This is a genomic window from Frankia sp. QA3, assembly GCF_000262465.1.
GTDB lineage: Bacteria > Actinomycetota > Actinomycetes > Frankiales > Frankiaceae > Frankia.
In genome coordinates, this window is the sequence record NZ_CM001489.1 from 7086575 (window position 1) to 7104069 (window position 17495).

Below are 17495 nucleotides of genomic sequence, written 5' to 3' on the forward strand. Positions count from 1 at the left end.
GCCCATCCCGCGCGTCCCGCCCGCTGTCCGCTGCGCCACATCGCCACCGCGGACGCACGTCAAGCCCCGTTGACCTGCACTGGCACGAGGCTGTCGGTGGGGGTGTTGTTGGTACCCAACTGGCCGTAGAGGTTGTCGCCCCAGGCCCACGCGGTGCCATCCGAGCGCAGTGCATACCCGCTGCGCCCACCGCCGGCGATGGCGCTGACCCCGCTGAGGCCGGTGGCGGTGGAGACCGGTACCGGCACGGTGCTGTTGATGATGGAGTTGTTACCCAGCTCGCCGTCGCGGTTGTAACCCCAGGCCCAGGCGGTGCCGTCGGAGCGCAGCGCGTATCCGCTGGCGCCGTCCGCGCGGGCGGCGAGGGCGCTGACCCCGGCCAGACCGGAGACCGTCACCGGTAGCGGGCTGTTGGTGGTGGTGCCGTTGCCCAGCTGGCCGGCGCGGTTGTAGCCCCAGGCCCGTGCGGCGCCGTCGGAGCGCAGCGCATACCCGGTGAGTCCGCTGGCGGTGATGGCGCTGACCTGGTTCGAGCCGCTCAGGGCGGAGATCTGCACCGGTGTCGGGCGGTTGGTGGTGGTGCCGTCGCCCAGCTGGCCGGCGTAGTTGTTGCCCCAGGCCCACACGGTGCCGTCGGAGCGCAGCGCGTACCCGGCGTAGGCACCGGCGTTGGCGGTGATCGCGGCGATCCCGGTCAGGCCGGAGACCTGTACGGGCACGGCGCTGTCGAGGAGGGTGCCGGTGCCGAGCTGGCCGTAGTTGTTGCGGCCCCAGGCCCGCAGGGTGCCGTCCGAGCGCAACCCGTATCCGGTGTACGTGCCGGCGGCGATGGCGGTGACCCCGGTGAGGGCGGGGAGCTGCACCTGCACCGACACCGCGCTGTCGGTGGTGGTTGCGTTGCCCAGCGCACCGGAGTTGCCGCGCCCCCAGGCCCGCACGGTGCCGTTGCCGAGCAGCGCATACCCGGTGTCCAGGCCGGCGGCGATCGCGGCGACGCCGCTCAGCCCGGTCACCGTCACCGGCACGGAGCTGTTGGCGGTGCCGCCGTTGCCCAGCTGCCCGACGCCGCCCTGTCCCCAGGCCCGCACGGTGCCGACACCGAGCAGCGCATACCCGGTGTTGTTGCCGGCGGCGATCGCGGCGACCCCGGTCAGCCCGGTCACCGTCACCGGCACGGAGCTGTCGGCCGTGCCGCCGTTGCCCAGTGCACCGAAGTTGCCCTGTCCCCAGGCCCGTACGGTGCCATTACCGAGCAGCGCATACGCGGCGAGGTTGTCGCCGGCGGCGATCGCGGTGACCCCGCTCAGCCCGGTCACCGTCACCGGGACCGAACTGTTGGCGGTGCCGCCGTTGCCCAGCGCACCGGCGAGCCCGCGTCCCCAGGCCCGCACGGTGCCGTCACCAAGCAGCGCGTACCCGGTGAACCCGCCGGCGGCGATCGCGGTGACCCCGGTCAGGTTGGAGACCTGCACCGGCACCGAGCTGTTGGCATTGACGCCGTTGCCCAGCGCGCCATCCAGCCCGCGCCCCCAGGCCCACACAGTGCCGTCGGACCGCAGCACATACGCCATGTCCTGGCCGGCGGCGACCGCGGTGATCCTGGTCAGGCCGGAGACCTGCACCGGCACGGAGCTGTCGGCGGTGGCGCCGTTACCCAGCTGCCCGAAGGAGCCGAGCCCCCAGGCCCAGACGGTGCCATTGGACCGCAGCGAATACCCGGTGCGATCACCGCCGGCGAGGGCGGGTAGCCGCGCGGCGGCGGCGGCCGGCGCCTGCGTCCTGGACACGACCGGGGACCCGAACGCCGCCGGCGGCAGAAGCACTACGCCGATGGCGGTCAACACCGTCGCCCAGACCGCTGCTCGGCATCGTCGATCAGACATTCCCGCTCCCCGTGCCGGTGGACGCGCCACCACTCACACCCGAACATTGCACAGAGTAGTTTTGATGTTTCTTAGTGTGTGGGTGATGCGGGGTGCGTGTTGCGGGGTGCGGATCCCACAAATTCGGACAAGGCGGTTACGGCCTCGGGAAGGGCCTCGGGGATATGCGGGTAGTGCAGTGCCGCACATGTCACCGTGCGGTGCCAACTGGTGAGGAACGCGAACTCGGCCGCCGCTTCCGGAACGCTCATCAGGGCCAGGCGCATGAGGTGTCCGCGAAGCGCGGCGATGCCGTCGGCCGCGCGTAGCCGGCTGAGGGAGACCCCGGTATGCGGGCTGGACCAGACGGCGGGGGAACGATCCGTGAGCGTGACGGGTGGGGTGGCGACCGGGTCGACGAGCTGGACGACGGCCACCACCTGGGCCGGCTCGGTCGCGGGTTCCGCCACCGGGTGGCGGCTTTTCGCGCTGTAGCGCGGCAGGGGAATCCCCGCGCCCATCCCGAGCAGGTCGGCGGCGTCCGCCCACAGCCGGACCTCGCGGCTGCAGGACAGGACGACCGGCCGGCGGTCGTCGATGCGGATCACGGCGGCGTCGTCCCCGAACAGGCGCCATCCACGGTGGTGGTGCAGTGCCGTGGACAGCGTGGACTTCCCCGCGCCGGACGGTCCGCAGAGCAGCACGGCGCCGCGTGGACCGACGAGGCTGGCAGCGTGCAGGACGGCCGTCCCCGGTGCCGTCGTCAATGTCCAGGGCACGATCGTGGACACCAGGAAGTCGGTGTCGTCGGCGGTCGGTTCGCCGGTGAGGTGCCAGGTCACCGTGGTGTTGGGGCCGAGCGTGCACGGGGCGAGTCCCTCGGCCGCGATCGTCCGCCCGCCGTCGGGGCTGGCGCGGATCTCCAGCGGGCCGCGGCGGCCGTGGCCGCGACCCAGGAGCCGGCCCGTGCTCGGGGGGTGGGCGCCGCGGCGCACGGTGACGGAAAGCAGCGGTCTGTTCACGGTAGCCCGGTACCGCTCGTATCCGGTGAGCCCGACGTCCGAGCAGACCTCGACGGCGCCGAACCGGTACCGGTCCGGCGCCGTCGAGGCCGGTCGGATCACAGGTGTGTCGCCCTCTTTCTCCTCACCTGCCAGCTCGGTGTCCGAAGCGTTCATCGGTCGGCTACGAGGCGGTCGGTCGGCTACGAGACGTTGGAGAAGAAGTTGGCGTCGGTCGTAGGAGGTCCCGAATTGTCCGCGGTCTGCACGGCCACGCTGCCGTGGTGGGTGAGGCTCGGCGTCTCGTACGGCCTGCGTGCGGGCGAAACAGCCGTCTCGGTGCCGGTATCTCCTGCGGCGGTCATGTGTACCTCCGAGTTCATACCAATGTTCACACCAATTAGTAACTTATATTGATTAGTAATTGCGGAAATTAGCAGTTTTGTACGGTCTGCTCCTACCCGCCGGCGTGCGTCAGCCAGGTGTCGAGCTCGATGAGCTGCCAGAGATAGGGCAGGCTGTGCTGGGGCACCGTGGGGGTGCGGCCACGGCGGGCCAGGGCGGCCGCATCGGCCCAGGCGTTCTCGGCCGCGGTGAGGTCGATCCAGCCGCCGGTGACCAGCGGCCCGGCGGCGAGCATCCGCAGACCTCCGGCGGCGTCCACTGCGTGGACGATCTCCAGGTCGAACCGTGCCTTGTCGCGGCGGGTGTGCACCGCCGGCGGCAGCGCGTCGCCGGCCGCGGCGCGCAGCACGCGTTTGGTGAGCCCCGGGGAGTACAGGGTTCCACCGGCGGTGGTCAGGGCGCAGCGCACCGCTCGCGGGTCGTGCAGGGGGTGGCGCCAGTCGATACCGGCGGCGGTGGCGGCGAGCTGGATCGAGTCCAGGAGCGAGGCGCCCATCCGTCTCGCCGCCAGCGCCCACCGCTGCCGGTGGTCGTGGGAGGCGAAACCGGCTGCGTCGGCCGCCCGGACCAGGATCTGGCGTTCGTCGAGGTCGAGACCGCGCAGCCGTTGCGGGCGGATCCAGCAGGGGAGGACCGGTCGGACTCCCGGCGTCCGCAGGGGGCCCCAGGCGCTACGGCGGATCAGGCGCAGCCGGCGGGCCAGGGCCCGCGGGTGGTGCCCCGACCCGCTTTCCCGCCACAGCGGCGCCAGGTGACCGGCGCGCAGCAGGTCGGGCCAGTGGTGGCGCCACCCCGCGTACCAGTCGTCCCCGCCCTCTCCACTGAGCGCCACCGTGAGTCCCTCGGCCCGCACGGCCTCCAGCACGTGGCTGAGCAGGGCTGCGTTCGGCCGGGGCGGCACCTCGCCGGTGGCCGCGGTCCAGGCCCGCCAGCGGTCCCAGTCGTACGGTCCCGGTGTCACCCGTAGCGAGGTGATACCGAGGTGGGCCTCCACCGCCTCGATCCAGGGTGACTCGTCGTGTGGCTGGCCGGGGAAGATCATGCTGACCGGGAGCAGTCGCCCCGTCCGGCGGCGGGCGACGAGCTGGTGTGCCAGGCCGGTCACCATGCTGGAGTCCACGCCACCGGAGAGCTGCACGGCCGCACCGGTGTGGGGGACGGCGCCGTCCACAGCCGTTTCCAGGGCGGCGCGTAGGAGGCGGGCTGACGTTTCGACGCTCGTCTGGCGCCTCGGCGGCACGATCGAGGTGAGCGAGGTGAACGCGCGCCGCGCCGGCGCCCGGCCCCCCTGGACGTCGAGCAGGCTCCCGTCGCCGATCCGTTCCACCCCCCGCATCAATGTCTGGTGAACGGTTGTCTGGGTGAGTGTCAGGGCCTCGGCCACGGCGGCGTCGTCCACCCGCAGCGGGATGCCGGCGGCGCGCAGCTGGCCGAGTTCGGTGCCGAACATCAGCCGGGTGTCGTCGCGGTAGACCGCCACCCGGCGCCAGCCGAGCACCGCACGGGCCAGTACCAGCCGTGCCACGTGCGGGTCCCACAGCAGCGCCACCCAGTCGCCGGGCAGCTCATCCAGGCAGGCCGTGCCCCGCGCGGCGAAGGCGGCAGCGAGCCGGGCCGCCGCGCCCACCCGGCCACGGTCCGCCCCGGCTGTCCCGTGCTGTGGGGTCCACCCGTCGATGACGGCGAGCGGCCCCGCGGTGGAGGCGGCGAGGGTGGGGTCCGGGCCGTGCGCGGGCTCGGGGGCGGCCGCGAGCGCCAACGGCCCGTGGGCATACCTGCGCACCGATGCCTGGTTCACCGGCACGACCGAAGCGGCGAGCATCGCGTCCGCCACCTTCGGCGCCGCCGGCTGGCCGTCGAGCCGGAACACTCCGCAGAACGTCATGGGCGCGCTCCGGCCGGCTGCGCTCCTGCCAGCCGCTGTCCTGCCGGTGGTGTCAGCGGGAAGCGGGCGATGCGGTGGAACCCGTGGTGCGGGTCCACGGGCTCGCCGTGGATCTCGCCGTCGACCTCGACCCAGGCATGAGCGGTGAACGGGGTGGCTACCGTGCGTCGGACACCGAGGACGACGGCTGTGTGGTGGCCGGCGCTCGCGGCGAGCCAGCAGCGCAGCAACGCCAGGGGAAGACACGCCTGCTCGCCGCGCCACCGCCGGCTCGCCGCCACGGCGAGGCGGTCGAGCCGGGCGTCGCCGAGGTGCGCCCTGCCGGCCGGGAACCACCGCAGCGCAGGCGACCTCGCCGCCCACGCCCACGCGGCGAGCAGGGCCGGTAGCGGCCGGACCCGCAGCCCGGCTTCGACCGCGGCGGCGGCAAGCCACAGCTGCACGCCGACCGCGGCTTGCGCCGCGGCGCGGGCCAGCCGCCGGGACCGGGCCAGCCGCCGGGACCGGGCCAGCAACCCGACCGTAGAGGTCACGGCTCGGCGCCGGTCACAAGGCCGCACTCGGCGAGCTCCGCGAGAAGTGCCCGCGCGTCGCTCTCGGCGGTGCGGCGCTCGACCATCCAGCCGGCGGCCAGCTGGTCCGCGACCGCGCCGATCAGCGTGTTCTCGGCGACCGGGCCGGCGCACAGCAGCCGCCACAGCTGCGTACCGGTCTCGTTCAGCGAGAAGTAGGCGCCGTCGTCCGGGTGGAGCAGGACGATTTCCTCACCGAGGTCCGCGGCGAGGACACCCGCCCGCACCTGGATCACCTCTCCACCCCCTCCTTGGCTCCACGGGATGAGCAGATTACTCTAGGTGCTAGTCTCCTCACTGCGTGGCAGGGTGGGTGTGTCGCGGACGTGGCCCCCGGATGCTTGGGATGCGATGTGGTGTACCAACCCACTGACGTCGGCCCCGCTGACGTCGGCCCCGCTGGCGTCGGCCCCGCTGACGTCGGCGTACCGGCACCGGCGGCGGCGACGCCGGCCGGCGCTCGTACCCACCCCGACCCGGTGACGGACCCGGTGACGGACCCGGTGACGGACCCGGTGACGGACCCGGTGACGGACCCGGAGCACGCCCGGCGCACCGCGACCGTCGCGCTGGCGCTGCTGCTGAACCGCAGGGCAGCCGCGGTCATCGGCACCCTCACCGAGGCGGGCATCCGACCTGTCCTGCTCAAGGGGCCGGTGACCGCACGCCGCCTCTACCCCGACCTCCCACGGGTGTGGCGCGACACCGACCTGCTCATCGACCCGGCGCGCTTCGCCGACGCCGCGCAGCTCCTCATCGGCCAGGGCTTTCGCCGACTCGATCCCGCGCCCCACGCCCACACCTTCGTCCGCGATGGCGCCGAAACAGTCGACCTGCACTGGACGCTGCCACTCACAGCCGCCTCGCCCGCAGCGATATGGGCACGCCTACAACCGCACATCGTCGGCTTCGACCTCCACGGACACGCCGTGGAGACGGTCGACGTGCCCGCCCACGCCTGTCACCTTGCCATCCACGCCGTCCAGAACCCCCGGAAGGGACACACGGCGCGGCAGGACCTCGAACGCGCCGTCACCTTTTTCCCCCTTCCCGTCTGGGCCGCGGCGCTGGAGGTGGCTCGACTGATCGGGGCCGAGACCCCCCTGACGACCGCGCTACGGTCCACCTCGCCGAAGGCCGACACGCTCGCCGACGTTCTCGGCCTGCCACGCCGCATCCGGTTCACCGAACAGCTCCGGATCAGAGAAGACTCCACCGGTGCCCTGTACGGCGCCGCCAGGCTCCTGCGCCTGGTCCCCGGGTCACACCGCCGGGTGCTGCTGCGTCGCTGGCTCACCCCGACCCGGGCGGAGATCGCCGCGTATGTGCTCCGCCCCGAGATCGCCGGAACCACCCCGGCCGGCTGGCCCCCCAGCCTGCGGCTGATGCTCTTCCGCGCAGGGCAGATCACCCGACTCGCCCCCCACGCGGTCCGCGCCCTCGACATCAGCGCATCCAGGTCACGGCTATTCAGCGCCCCTGTCCACCCGTCGCACACCTGCTACGCCGATCCGCCGGACCAGCAGCCTGATTGAGGCATCGTCGCGAGGGTTGCAGACGGTTGGCGGGGCCGGTCTGGTTGGCCGGCGGTGGCCAGCCCGACCGGTGGGTCAGCGGCCGGCGGAGGTTTCCGCCAACTCCGAGATGTACGGGCGCCCTTCCCGCCGGGCGGCCACCTGATCGGGGCGGCCGAAGACCTTCAGGTAGTCCTCCACCGCGTTTTCGGTCAGCTCGCCCAGCACGACCGGTTCGAAGTCGGTGCCGTTCTCGCCGACGAAGGCCGGCAGCGGTTCCAGCACGGTGTCGAGGCTCGGGTGGTAGAAGATTCCGGTCGACTGCCTGGTCACGCTGCCGCCGGCCACGACTCGGTGGCGGGCGGGACGCAGCAGCCCGTTGGTCCACCGCGTGAGGATCGTGCCCGAGAACACCTGCAACGCTCCGGGCACGACGGGTACCGGAATCCACGTCCCGTCGGGCCGTTGCGCCTGCAGGCCGGGGTAGTCGCCGCGCTGGTGCAGGACTGTCACGGCCGAGCCGTCCGCGTGTTCCAGCAGCAGGAGCTTGTCCTCGTCGGCCGCGCTGTCCGGGTAGGTCCAGGTCGGATAGTCGTTGACGACGAAGGAGGTGTGGTACGGCTCGCCGTGCGGGAAGCTGCCGGCGGGCAGCCCGAGGATTCGCTCGTACAGCCCGAGGACCCGCTGGGCCAGGGCGGCGGCCGCGTCGGCGTAGGCGAAGACGACCGCGCGCAGGCCGGGGTCCTGCGGCGGCCAGACGTTGGCGTCCTCGTAGAGGCCGAGCCATCGGGGGGACACACCCGCGGCCGCGGCGTCGGCCGGGTTGTCGAACTGGGAAATGCTGTAACGCTCGAGTTCGAGGCGCCCGAAGTCGTCGGGCCACTGCCGCCAGCCCCGGTAGGGGTGGCCGGTGGGGCTGGCCAGCTTCGCCTTCTCCGCGCGCGGCAGGCGCAGGATCCGCTCGATGCGGCGCTCGAAGTCGTCGATCAGCTCCAGTGGGACGCCGTGGTTGACCACCTGGATCAGGCCGATGCGCTCGGCCGCCTCGCGCACCCGCGACAGCAGGTCCTGGGGATCGTCCTCGGCGAGGGCCGCTTCCAGGTCGATGACGGGGATCTCGTCGGTCATGGCCATGTCCTTTCGGTGCGACGGATACGGGGTGTTGGCGGCATGGGGCGTTGGCGGCATGGGGCGTTGGAGGTCAGGACCAGGGCGTGACGGGACGTTCCCGTGGCACCCCGTCGACGACGATGTCCACCCGCTCGTTGTAGAACGCGACCAGGCCGGCGATCTTCGGAATTTCCGGAATGGCTTCGGGGTAGCTCCACGCGAGGTCGTCGATGCGGGTACCGTCCGGCCCGACGTAGGACCAGTAGCGGGCCTCGCCCTTGTACGGGCACCGGGTACGGGTCGCCGAGGGGATCAGCCGGTCCCACCGGATATCCAGCTTCGGCAGGTAGTAACGGGTTGGCAGGCCGGTCTCGAAGAGCAGGGTGGGGCGGTGGGTGTCGGCGAGCAGCGTGTCGCCGAGCCGTATTTCGACGTGCCGGGACGAGGGCAACGCGTCGACCCGCTTGTAGGGATCGCGAGGGTGGACGAAGACCTCCTCGTCCTCCTCGTACCAGGCGTCGACCCTGTCCCAGTAGAAGGCGACGTGGTCGGCCAGTTCCGCTACTTCGGGGAGCGGCCGGGGGTAGGCCCAGACCGCGTTCTGCGCCTGCCGCTCTCCGACCGCGACGGTGTAGTAGGAGGCGTCGCCTTTGCGGGGGCAGTGGGTGTGGTGGTCGGTGGGCGTCAGCAGCTCGAACCGGACGTCCGCGCGCGGGAAGTAGTACACGGGCAGGTGCCCGGTTTCGAAGACGTACAACGTCCTGGCGCTGTCCGCGATCACCTCGCCGTCGAAGAACACCCGCACCCGCCGGTCGTTGGGCTCTGTCCGCACCGGGCGGGTGTCGCGAGGCAGTGGCGAGAAGGGGTCCCGCTCGGTCGGACCCGCGGTGCCGGCATCGAGTGATGGTGAGCTGGTCAAGACTGGCTCTCCTTAGTGTTCGTCTCCGCGCCGAGCGCGAGCGGCGTCGAGAACGTGGTCGAGAATCCGAGCGAGCGCCATGGGCCGTGCGGTCTCCACGTCGGAGTCGGTTCCGTCGGTGGCCACCACCCGAACTCCCGGCGCCCGCCGGGCCAGCAGGCCGAGGTCGTCGGCGGACAGCGACCGCCCACCGTGCACGACGGACACGGCGGCGGGGACGGCCGCCAGCTGGTCCCACAGGGGCGCCTGGTCGGCCGCGAGGGCGGGCGCCGGGCCGGCGGAGGCCGCGCAGAGGGCGGGGTCGTGCCGCCACGCCCATGACCCGTCGGGCTCGCGCGCCGTGCCGTAGAGCACCTCGCGCAGCAGCGCCCCCCTGGGAAGCCCGGCCGGGGGGAGCGTTCCCGCCAGCAGGCGGACCGCGTCGGCGCGGGACGCCGGGACGCCGCCGACCACCGGTCGCCCGGCGCGCCCTGCCCCGGGCAGCGTGTCGAGGAGCACGAGCTGACCGGCGAGGTCGGGCCGGCGGGCGGCGACGGCCAGCGCGGTGAGGGCGCCCAGGCCGCTACCCACCACGAGGCGGGCCCGCGGCGCGAAGGACGCGATCGCCTCGGCCACGGCGGGCGCGAGGCGGGCCGGCTCGTACCGGCCGTCCCGCCGCCAGTTCGAGCGGCCGTGACCGGGCAGGTCCAGCGCGGCTGCCGAGCGGCCCAGGGCGATGATCGCGGCATCCCACTGACGCGCCCCGCGGCCGGCGTCGTGGAGGAAGACCACCTCGGGCGAGCCCTGTCCCCACACCACGGCGCTCAGATGCCCGCCGACGGTCGGGTTGACCCAGCGGCGCCCGACCGGCGGCAGCGCGTGCCGGTCGAGCCCCGCGTCCGTGGCCGCGTCCGCCAGCAGCGCGAACTCGTTTTCCAGCGTGACGTCGTCCAGCGTGACGTCGTCCAGCGTGACGTCGTCCAGCGGGACGGCGTCGGGGCGGTCGTGGTCGACGACCGGGGGTTTGTTCGACATCAGACGGTCTCCTTCTCCGCCGGCGCGCCGGCGCCCGGCAGCGGGGGCGGCGCGACCACGGGAAGCTGCGCCGGATCGAGGTGGCAGCGCACGCTGTGCGGAGCCGTTCCCGCGGGCCCTGCCAGCAGACGGACGGGGGGGTCGAGGGTGTCGCAGCGGTCTTCCAGGCGGTGGGGGCAGCTGGCGGCGAACCCGCAGCCCCGGACGCCCGCGGACGGATGCCGCGGTGGTGGCGGGGCCGCCGCCGTGGTCAGCGTGTGGGTATACGGGTGATGAGGGCCGGCCAGCACGGCTGTGGCGGGGCCGACCTCCACGATCCGGCCCCGGTGCAGGACAGCGACCCGGTCGGCGAGGTAACCGACGACCGCCAGGTCGTGAGAGACGAACAGGTAGGACGCCTTGTCGGTGTCCCGTGCGGTGGCGAGCAGCTCGAGCACCGCGGCCTGCACGCTGACGTCCAGCGCCGATACGGGCTCGTCGCAGACGACCAGCTCCGGCTCGCCGGCGAACGCCCTGCCGATCGCGACGCGCTGCTTCTGGCCGCCGGACAGCCGTGGGGTGCGCGTCGGCAGCAGCCGCGGGTCGACCTGGACGCGGCGGGCGAGATCGGCGACCGTCCCCTTGCCGCGAAGGGTCACCAGCGCCCGGCCCAGCACGCCGGCGACCGTGTGCCGCGGGTTGAGGGTGGTGTCGGGATCCTGGAAGACCATCTGCACCCGCCGGCGGTCGTCCGCGCAGCGGCGCGACAGCTTCGCCGGCAGGGGGCGCCCGGCGAGCCGGATCTCGCCGGGACCGTCCGGCCCGAGACCGACCACGGCTCGGGCGAGAGTCGTCTTGCCGCTGCCGGATTCGCCGACGAGACCGAGCACCTCCCCGTACGCGATGTCGAGGTCGACGTCGGCGAGCACCGGCGTGCGGCCGTAGGCGCGGTAAAGCCCCCGCACGGTCAGCAGCCCCGGACGGGCGTCCGCCTGGACCGCGCCCGCGCCGACGGGCTGCCCGGGACGCTGCGGCAGGTGACGGTGCGGCGGTTCGAGACGGTCATGGTGATGGCAGCGCACCGTGTGCCCGTCCGGGGCGCCGGTTGCCGGGGCGAGTGGTGGCTCCGACGCACGACAGGCCTCGTCGGCAAGCGGGCACCGGTCGGCGAATGTGCAGCCGGCCGGTCGGTCGGTGGGCGGCGGTGGTTGCCCGGGTACCGCCAGCAGCCTGCGCTCACGCCTGCTGACCCCGATCGACGGGGCGGCCGCGACGAGGGCGGCGGTGTAGGGATGCCGGGGCGTGGTGAGCAGGTCGGCCGCCGCCCCCTGCTCGACCAGGCGGCCCGCGTACAGCACGCCGACCCGGTCGCAGTGGCGCGCCACCAGCGCGAGGTCGTGACTGACGAGCAGGATGGCGGCGTCGATCTCCCGCCGCAGCGCCTCGATCAGGTCGAGGACCTCCCGTTCGACGCTGGCGTCCAGCCCGGTGGTCGGTTCGTCGAGGACGAGCAGGCGGGGTCTGCCGGCGAGCGCCGCGGCGATGCCGACCCGTTGCTGCTGGCCGCCGGACAGCTGGTGCGGCCAGCGCCGGGCGATCAGCGCGGGCTCCGGCAGCCGCACGGCTTCGAGCAGTTCGACGGCCCGGGAACGAGCCTCGGCGCGGGACAGGCCGGCCAGGCGGCATGCCTCCGCGACCTGTGCGCCGACGCGGACCGTGGGATCCAGGCTGCTGCTCGTGCCCTGGTGGACCATGGCGAAGGCGCTGGCCCGCCACCGCCGGCGGTCGCGCGCGGGCAGACCACGAACGTCGACCCCGTCGAGCAGGATGCGTCCGCCGTCGATCGTCCCGCCGCCGGGCAGCACGCCCGCGAGCGCCGCGGCGAGCGTGCTCTTGCCGCAGCCCGACTCCCCGACCAGGCCGTAGATCTGCCCCGGCGGTACCCGCAGGCTCACGCCGTCGACGGCGACGGCCCGTGTCGCGGACGCGGGGTAGCTGACGGTCAGCCCTTCGAGGACGAGCCCGCCGCCGCCCCCCGCCGGTACTGCTGTCTCCCCGCCACCTGTCTCCCCGCCACCTGTCTCCCCGCTCTCCCCGCCACCTGTCTTCCCGCCGCCGGTCATCGCGCCGCCACCCTTTCGCGCAGATTGTCGGCGACCAGCGCGACGCCGACGACGAGGCTGCCGACGGCCAGCGCCGGGAAGAGCACCGTCCACCAGCCCTGCTGAAGGAAGACCCGGTTGTCGGCCACGGACGCACCCCACTCCGGGGAACCCGGCGGTTGGCCGAGCCCGAGGAAGGACAGGGTCGAGGCGGCGAAGACCGCGTCACCCAGCCGCGACGTCGCCTCCACCAGCACGGTTCCGGCGATGTTGGGCAGCACCTCCCGCCACAGCAACGACCAGAACGGTTCGCCGCGCAGCCGGGCGGCCTCGACGTAGGGCTTCTCGCGTTCCGTCAGCGCGGCGGCCCGTACGCTGCGCGCCACGATCGGGACGAAGAACGTCCCGATCACGAGGACGAGGGTGGTCGTCGAGCGGCCCGCGAGTGCCACCACCACGACGGCCCCGATCAGGCTCGGGAACACGGCGAGTACGTCGAGGACACGCATCGCGATCTCGTCGAACAGGCCGCGCCGCACGCCGCACACGAGCCCGAGCAGGCTCCCGACGCCGACCCCGAGCGCGGTCGCGAGCGGAGCGACCTCCAGGACCGGGCGGGCGCCGGCCAGCACCCGCGACAGGACGTCCCGGCCGAACTGGTCGGTGCCGAGCAGGTGCCCCGCACCCGGCGCGCGCATCCGCAGGTCCGGATGCTGTGCCATCGGGTCCGCGGGCGCCAGGTGGGGCCAGAACAACGCGACGACGATCCAGCCGACCAGCAGGAACCCGCCCACCGCGAACGAGAGGTGGCGGGCCAGCCGCCGCGGGTCGAGCGGCCCGCGGGCCCGGCGAACCGGGTCGGCCAGCGTGCCCGCCGCGGGCTCGCCGCCCCGCTCGGGCGGGGCGGCGGTCACCGCGCCCTTGAGGTCGGTGACCTTCACCGGCGCGCCCTGCCCACCCGGACCCGCGGGTCGAGCAGCGCGTACACCACGTCCGCGACGAGGTAGACGAGCATCCCGACCGCCCCGAGGACGACGGCGGTCGCCTGCAGGGTCGGCACGTCCTTGCTGGTCGCCGAGGACAGCAGCAGGTCACCGATGCCCTGGTAGCCGAACAGCAGCTCGACGGTCACCAGCCCGGCGAGCAGGAACTGCAGCTGCACCGCGAGCGCGCTCGTCGCCGGCACCAGGGAGTTGCGCAACACGTGCCGGCGCACCAGCTGCGCCTCGGACATGCCGCGTATCCGCATCGCCCGGATGAAGGGGCTCGTCAGGGTGGCGACCGTGCTCGCCCGCACGTGCCTCGCGACGTACCCGGTGCAGAGCAGGACCAGGGTCACCGCGGGCAGCAGCAGATGCTGCACCCGGGTCACCAACCCCGCCCCGGACGGGGCCTGCGCCGAGGACGGCAGCCAGTGCAGCTGCACGGTGAAGACCACCAGGAGCACGACGCCCGTGACGAACTCCGGAATGGCGCCGAGGACCAGGCCGGTCACGCTGAGTACCCGATCGGCTGGTTTCCCCTCCCGTAGTCCCGACGCGAGACCGAGGGCCAGCGCGAACGGCACGAGCAGGACGAAGGCGAGCAGCGCCAGCAGCGCGCTTTCCAGCAGCCGGCTCATCACCAGCGGCCGGACGGCGACCCCGAGCGTGTAGGAGTGCCCCCAGTCGCCGGTGACGAACCCGCCCAGCCAGTGCAGATAGCGGCTCGGCAGCGGCTCGTCGAGGCGAAGCTGGTGGCGCAGCGCGTCGACGGACGCCTGGCTTGCCTCCCGGCCCAGCACCACCCGCGCCACGTCGCCAGGGATCAGCTCGGTGGCGATGAAGACCAGGAAGCTGACCGCCAGCAGGGTGGCGGGGATGGTCAGCAGCCGCCGGGTCAGGAAGCTCGCCACGCCGGCTCAGGCCCTGGTCACGGTCGTCAGGTCGAGGAACCCCGACGGGTGGGAGCGCAGCCCCTTGATCCGGTCGGACCGGTAGGCCCGGGCCGCCCCGTTCCACACGTTGACGATGATCGGCACGTCCTCGTTGAGGGCTCGCGCGATGATCCCGGCCTGTTTCTTCCGCTCGGCCGGGTCGGTCGCCGCGTCGTAGGCGTTCGCGGCCGCGTCGAGCGCGGGGTTGGCGTACTTCGATCCATTCCACACGCCGTGGCTTTTCACCATCGGGATGATGAACTGGCTCGGCGTCGGGCGGCCCGCCCAGCCGACGAGGTTCGCGGTGGTGAACAGCCAGGGTGTGTCGGTGTCCTGGTTGCCGCCGTAGAACTTGTCGGATGGCTGCTGGTCGAGGTCCACTGTGATGCCCACCCGCTTGAGCTGATCCTGGATCACCAGCGCGTAGGACTTGTTCGGCACGTCGAAGCTGAGGGTGAAACGCAGGTGGTCGATGCCCGCGGCCGACAGCAGACTGGTGACCTTCGCCGCGTCCTTGGCGCGTTGCGGGAGGTCCGTGGGGGCGGCCGGGAACGCCGGCGCGATGAGGTGGTCGTTGCCCAGGACGCCGATCCCGTTGTAGACCGAGGTGAGAACGCCCGGCCGGTCCAGCGCGTACGCGACCGCCTGCCGGACCTCCTTCCTGGTGAACGGCGGCTTGTCGACACGCAGGGTGAGCACGGTCACACCGGTGCCGCCGACCTTGTCGACGGCGATCGAGTTGCTGCCGGCGAGCGGTATGACGAGGTCGGCCTGGGACAGGATCTGCCCGTCGATGGCGCCGCTCTGCAACGCGAGCAGGTCGGCCTGAGCGTCCTTGCGGAACGTCACCTTCACGCCCTCGAGGTAGGGCTTGCCGGCATCCCAGTACTTCGGGTTGCGGGTGAACGACGCGCCGGTACCGACGTTGTAGGAGGTCAGCAGGAACGGGCCGGTGCCGATCGGCTTCTGCGGGAACGTGCCGACCTTGTAGTCCGCCTTGAGGACGGCCGAGTTGTAGTTGCCCGCGGACACGAGGTAGGGGAAGTCGGAGAACGGCCGCTCGAGCCGGAAGACCACCGTGTTCGCGCCCGACGCCGAGACCCCGCCGGCCTTGAGGACGGTGTCGAAGGCGGACAGGGCCGAGGACTTGTTCGCCGGGTCGAGCAACCGGTCGAACGAGGCCTTCACCGTCGCCGCGTCCAGCGGGGTGCCATCGGAGAAGACCACCCCCTTGCGCAGGGTGAACGACCAGGTTCGCCCCCCGTCGGACGACGCCCACGCGGTCGCCAGCCGGGGCTGAAGCCGGAAGTCCGGGTCGAGCCAGATCAGGTAGTCCGCGACGAGCTGGACCAATGCGATCGCGGTGCCGTCGTACATCGTCACCGGGTCCAGCGCGGTCGGCGGGGGCGGAGCACCCAGGGTGATGACGCCGCCTCGCTTGCCCCCGCCCGTGCCGGAGGTGGCAGCCGTGCCCGGGTCACCGTCGCTCGTCGAGCTGCCGCAGGCCGCGAGAAACGCGGCGAGGCCGCCCGCGCCGGCCCCGGCGAACAGGCCCCGTCGGGTCAGCAGGGCCCGCACCGGGTGCTCGGTGGTGGGAGCACGAGTGGTGGGATTGACCGATATGTCTATCGGATTTGTCGAGAATTCTGCCATGGAAGCTCCTTCGCGCGGTGGATGATCGGTACGAGGCGAGGAGGGCCGGTGCGCCGTCGCGGACCAGGCGACGTAGGCGGCGACGTACCGCCGCCGATCCCGCCCTGGGCCGATCCGCTCCGGCGGCGGGTCGAACCGGGTGCCGCCCGGTCGCCGCACCACAGCCGCGGGGCGGTGGAGGCGGACTTCGAGGCGGTGGGCCGCGGAGGCGGATCGTGGCGCCGTGAGGCGAGGCCGGCTCGTGTCGGCCGCGGCATCGGCGACGCGTCCCGACGACCCGCTTAGCTGATCAGCGGAAGGCGAGGGTGCTGCCCCTGCCGGAGAGCGTCAGCAATACTGTCCGCGGCGGGATGCGCACAGCCCGCGGCCGACTCCTCGAAGGTCAGCGGCAACAGAGAGAGCTTGCGACGCGACGGAGATCGAGATACCTCCGGGCGACAAATACCCTCTTCAGCGCCACCCGCCGACCGTAACCGATCAGTGGTCACAGCGCAATGATGCGGCTTCGCTCCTGGCCGATGGCGTTGCGCCCGGCCTCGTCCGCCTCGGCAGGGTGGGGGTGGACGTCACGGCACGTTCGTGAGGTGGACGACGTCGGCATAGCGCTCGAGAGCGTCGATGCACGCTGTGACGCTGTGCCCGGGGGGCTGCACGACGAACCAGGTCGCGCCGGCGTCCCTGGCCTGGCCCAGGAAGTCCAGGTGTTCGTCCGGGGAACCGTTCGGGTCCTGGAGCCACGTGCTCTGCAGGGACTGGAGCTGGACGTCGACGGTGACGTCTCGTCCCCGCTCCCGCGCGGCAAGGTCGTTGATTTCCGCCACCGCCGACTTGAGCTGGGCGAACGTCGTCATGGCGGGAGTGCGCGTCGTGCCGGCGATCGAGTCGGGGATCATCAGGGGACTCCAGCCCTGCACCCGGGCCGCCCGGCGCCGGGCCACGGCGCTGTTTCCGCCGACCCAGAGCGGCGGGCCGCCCGGCGTGACGGGCATCGGCAGAGCGGCGATCGAGGAAGCGGTGAAGTGCCTGCCCTCGTAGTCGAAGGGGGATCGGCTCCAGACGCCCTGCAGCACCTCGAGCGCCTCGTCGAACAGCAGGTTCCGCTCGTCGAAGTCCGCGCCCAGGGCCCGGAACTCCGAGCGCAGATAGCCGGTTCCGACGACGACGGTCAACCTGCCCTCGGACAGGATGTCCACCGTCGCCGCCGCCCGGGCCGTGAGCAGGGGATTGCGGTACGGCAACACCAGCAGGTACGTCATGAGGCGAAGCCGCGTCGTGGCGGCGGCGCAGAACGCGAGGGCCGGGACGACGTCGAGCGCCTCGTGGCCGCCCGACCTGAGCCACTTCAGCGACGGCGCCGGGTGTTCGGTGAAGGCGACGGCCCCGTAGCCCAGTCGCTCGGCGGCCTGGACCACCCGGGTGACCCCCGCCGCGGTCAACAGCTCGGGGCTGTAGCGCGGGTCCGACACGGGGAATTCGACGGTGACGTGCATGAGGGCGCTCCTGACTGCGATGCCGGGCGGCGGACGGCCGCGGCGACGGGACGGCGGACTGCTGGCTCAGGGCT

At 72.8% G+C, this 17495-nt stretch carries 15 protein-coding genes; 1 reads left to right on the forward strand and 14 read right to left on the reverse strand.

Going from position 1 to position 17495, the window contains the following annotated elements:
• Positions 1–59: 59 nt before the first annotated feature.
• The 6 genes from FRAQA3DRAFT_RS28940 to FRAQA3DRAFT_RS28960 all read right to left on the reverse strand — a co-directional run bounded on the left by FRAQA3DRAFT_RS28940 (position 60) and on the right by FRAQA3DRAFT_RS28960 (position 5961).
• The gene (locus FRAQA3DRAFT_RS28940; protein ID WP_198286988.1) at positions 60–1787 is read right to left on the reverse strand and encodes a hypothetical protein; all 1728 of its coding nucleotides are present in this window, start codon (positions 1785–1787) and stop codon (positions 60–62) included.
• Positions 1788–1954: 167 nt separating this feature from the next.
• Entirely contained in the window at positions 1955–3040 is a 1086-nt protein-coding gene (locus tag FRAQA3DRAFT_RS28945; protein ID WP_009742610.1) for a hypothetical protein, read from the reverse strand.
• A 26-nt stretch (positions 3041–3066) separates the two neighbouring features.
• Entirely contained in the window at positions 3067–3228 is a 162-nt protein-coding gene (locus tag FRAQA3DRAFT_RS35535; protein WP_009742611.1) for a hypothetical protein, read from the reverse strand.
• Between the two features lie 92 nt (positions 3229–3320).
• Positions 3321–5153: an asparagine synthetase B family protein gene (locus FRAQA3DRAFT_RS28950; protein WP_009742612.1), complete on the reverse strand. Its 1833-nt coding sequence runs from the start codon at positions 5151–5153 to the stop codon at positions 3321–3323.
• Positions 5150–5686, reverse strand: a complete 537-nt coding sequence (locus tag FRAQA3DRAFT_RS28955) for a lasso peptide biosynthesis B2 protein (protein WP_009742613.1) — start codon at positions 5684–5686, stop codon at positions 5150–5152. Before FRAQA3DRAFT_RS28955 ends, FRAQA3DRAFT_RS28950 begins: the two co-directional genes overlap by 4 nt.
• The gene (locus FRAQA3DRAFT_RS28960; protein WP_009742614.1) at positions 5683–5961 is read right to left on the reverse strand and encodes a PqqD family protein; all 279 of its coding nucleotides are present in this window, start codon (positions 5959–5961) and stop codon (positions 5683–5685) included. The genes FRAQA3DRAFT_RS28955 and FRAQA3DRAFT_RS28960 overlap by 4 nt, the downstream gene beginning before the upstream one ends.
• Positions 5962–6081: 120 nt before the next feature.
• Between FRAQA3DRAFT_RS28960 and FRAQA3DRAFT_RS28965 the strand changes: the two genes are divergently transcribed.
• On the forward strand, positions 6082–7260 hold the full coding sequence (locus FRAQA3DRAFT_RS28965) for a nucleotidyltransferase family protein (protein WP_157467739.1): 1179 nt from the start codon (positions 6082–6084) through the stop codon (positions 7258–7260).
• A 75-nt stretch (positions 7261–7335) separates the two neighbouring features.
• On the opposite strand, the gene FRAQA3DRAFT_RS28970 is transcribed toward FRAQA3DRAFT_RS28965, so the two are convergent.
• The 8 genes from FRAQA3DRAFT_RS28970 to FRAQA3DRAFT_RS29005 form a co-directional block, all read right to left on the reverse strand.
• A complete protein-coding gene (locus FRAQA3DRAFT_RS28970; protein ID WP_009742616.1) occupies positions 7336–8367 on the reverse strand; it encodes a 2-oxoglutarate and iron-dependent oxygenase domain-containing protein in 1032 nt (343 codons plus the stop codon).
• A 73-nt stretch (positions 8368–8440) separates the two neighbouring features.
• On the reverse strand, positions 8441–9268 hold the full coding sequence (locus FRAQA3DRAFT_RS28975; protein ID WP_009742617.1) for a DUF427 domain-containing protein: 828 nt from the start codon (positions 9266–9268) through the stop codon (positions 8441–8443).
• A gap of 12 nt (positions 9269–9280) precedes the next feature.
• The gene (locus tag FRAQA3DRAFT_RS28980; protein WP_009742618.1) at positions 9281–10282 is read right to left on the reverse strand and encodes an alpha/beta fold hydrolase; all 1002 of its coding nucleotides are present in this window, start codon (positions 10280–10282) and stop codon (positions 9281–9283) included.
• Positions 10282–12384 carry an ABC transporter ATP-binding protein gene (locus FRAQA3DRAFT_RS28985; protein WP_009742619.1) on the reverse strand — a complete coding sequence of 701 codons (2103 nt, stop codon included), beginning with the start codon at positions 12382–12384 and terminating at the stop codon, positions 10282–10284. The genes FRAQA3DRAFT_RS28980 and FRAQA3DRAFT_RS28985 overlap by 1 nt, the downstream gene beginning before the upstream one ends.
• Complete coding sequence (locus FRAQA3DRAFT_RS28990) at positions 12381–13304, reverse strand: ABC transporter permease (protein ID WP_009742620.1); 924 nt, start codon at positions 13302–13304, stop codon at positions 12381–12383. Before FRAQA3DRAFT_RS28990 ends, FRAQA3DRAFT_RS28985 begins: the two co-directional genes overlap by 4 nt.
• A complete protein-coding gene (locus FRAQA3DRAFT_RS28995) occupies positions 13301–14257 on the reverse strand; it encodes an ABC transporter permease (protein WP_009742621.1) in 957 nt (318 codons plus the stop codon). The genes FRAQA3DRAFT_RS28990 and FRAQA3DRAFT_RS28995 overlap by 4 nt, the downstream gene beginning before the upstream one ends.
• A 6-nt stretch (positions 14258–14263) precedes the next feature.
• A complete protein-coding gene (locus FRAQA3DRAFT_RS29000; protein ID WP_009742622.1) occupies positions 14264–15931 on the reverse strand; it encodes an ABC transporter substrate-binding protein in 1668 nt (555 codons plus the stop codon).
• Between the two features lie 566 nt (positions 15932–16497).
• A complete protein-coding gene (locus FRAQA3DRAFT_RS29005) occupies positions 16498–17421 on the reverse strand; it encodes an LLM class F420-dependent oxidoreductase (RefSeq protein WP_009742623.1) in 924 nt (307 codons plus the stop codon).
• Between the last annotated feature and the right edge of the window lie 74 nt (positions 17422–17495).

Excerpts from the sequence above, each read along its gene's own strand:
- FRAQA3DRAFT_RS28945 (WP_009742610.1), bottom strand. The coding sequence starts at position 3,040 with ATGAACGCTTCGGACACCGAGCTGGCAGGTGAGGAGAAAGAGGGCGAC.
- FRAQA3DRAFT_RS35535 (WP_009742611.1), bottom strand. The coding sequence starts at position 3,228 with ATGACCGCCGCAGGAGATACCGGCACCGAGACGGCTGTTTCGCCCGCA.
- FRAQA3DRAFT_RS28950 (WP_009742612.1), bottom strand. The coding sequence starts at position 5,153 with ATGACGTTCTGCGGAGTGTTCCGGCTCGACGGCCAGCCGGCGGCGCCG.
- FRAQA3DRAFT_RS28970 (WP_009742616.1), bottom strand. The coding sequence starts at position 8,367 with ATGACCGACGAGATCCCCGTCATCGACCTGGAAGCGGCCCTCGCCGAG.
- FRAQA3DRAFT_RS28980 (WP_009742618.1), bottom strand. The coding sequence starts at position 10,282 with ATGTCGAACAAACCCCCGGTCGTCGACCACGACCGCCCCGACGCCGTC.
- FRAQA3DRAFT_RS28985 (WP_009742619.1), bottom strand. The coding sequence starts at position 12,384 with ATGACCGGCGGCGGGAAGACAGGTGGCGGGGAGAGCGGGGAGACAGGT.
- FRAQA3DRAFT_RS29000 (WP_009742622.1), bottom strand. The coding sequence starts at position 15,931 with ATGGCAGAATTCTCGACAAATCCGATAGACATATCGGTCAATCCCACC.
- FRAQA3DRAFT_RS29005 (WP_009742623.1), bottom strand. The coding sequence starts at position 17,421 with ATGCACGTCACCGTCGAATTCCCCGTGTCGGACCCGCGCTACAGCCCC.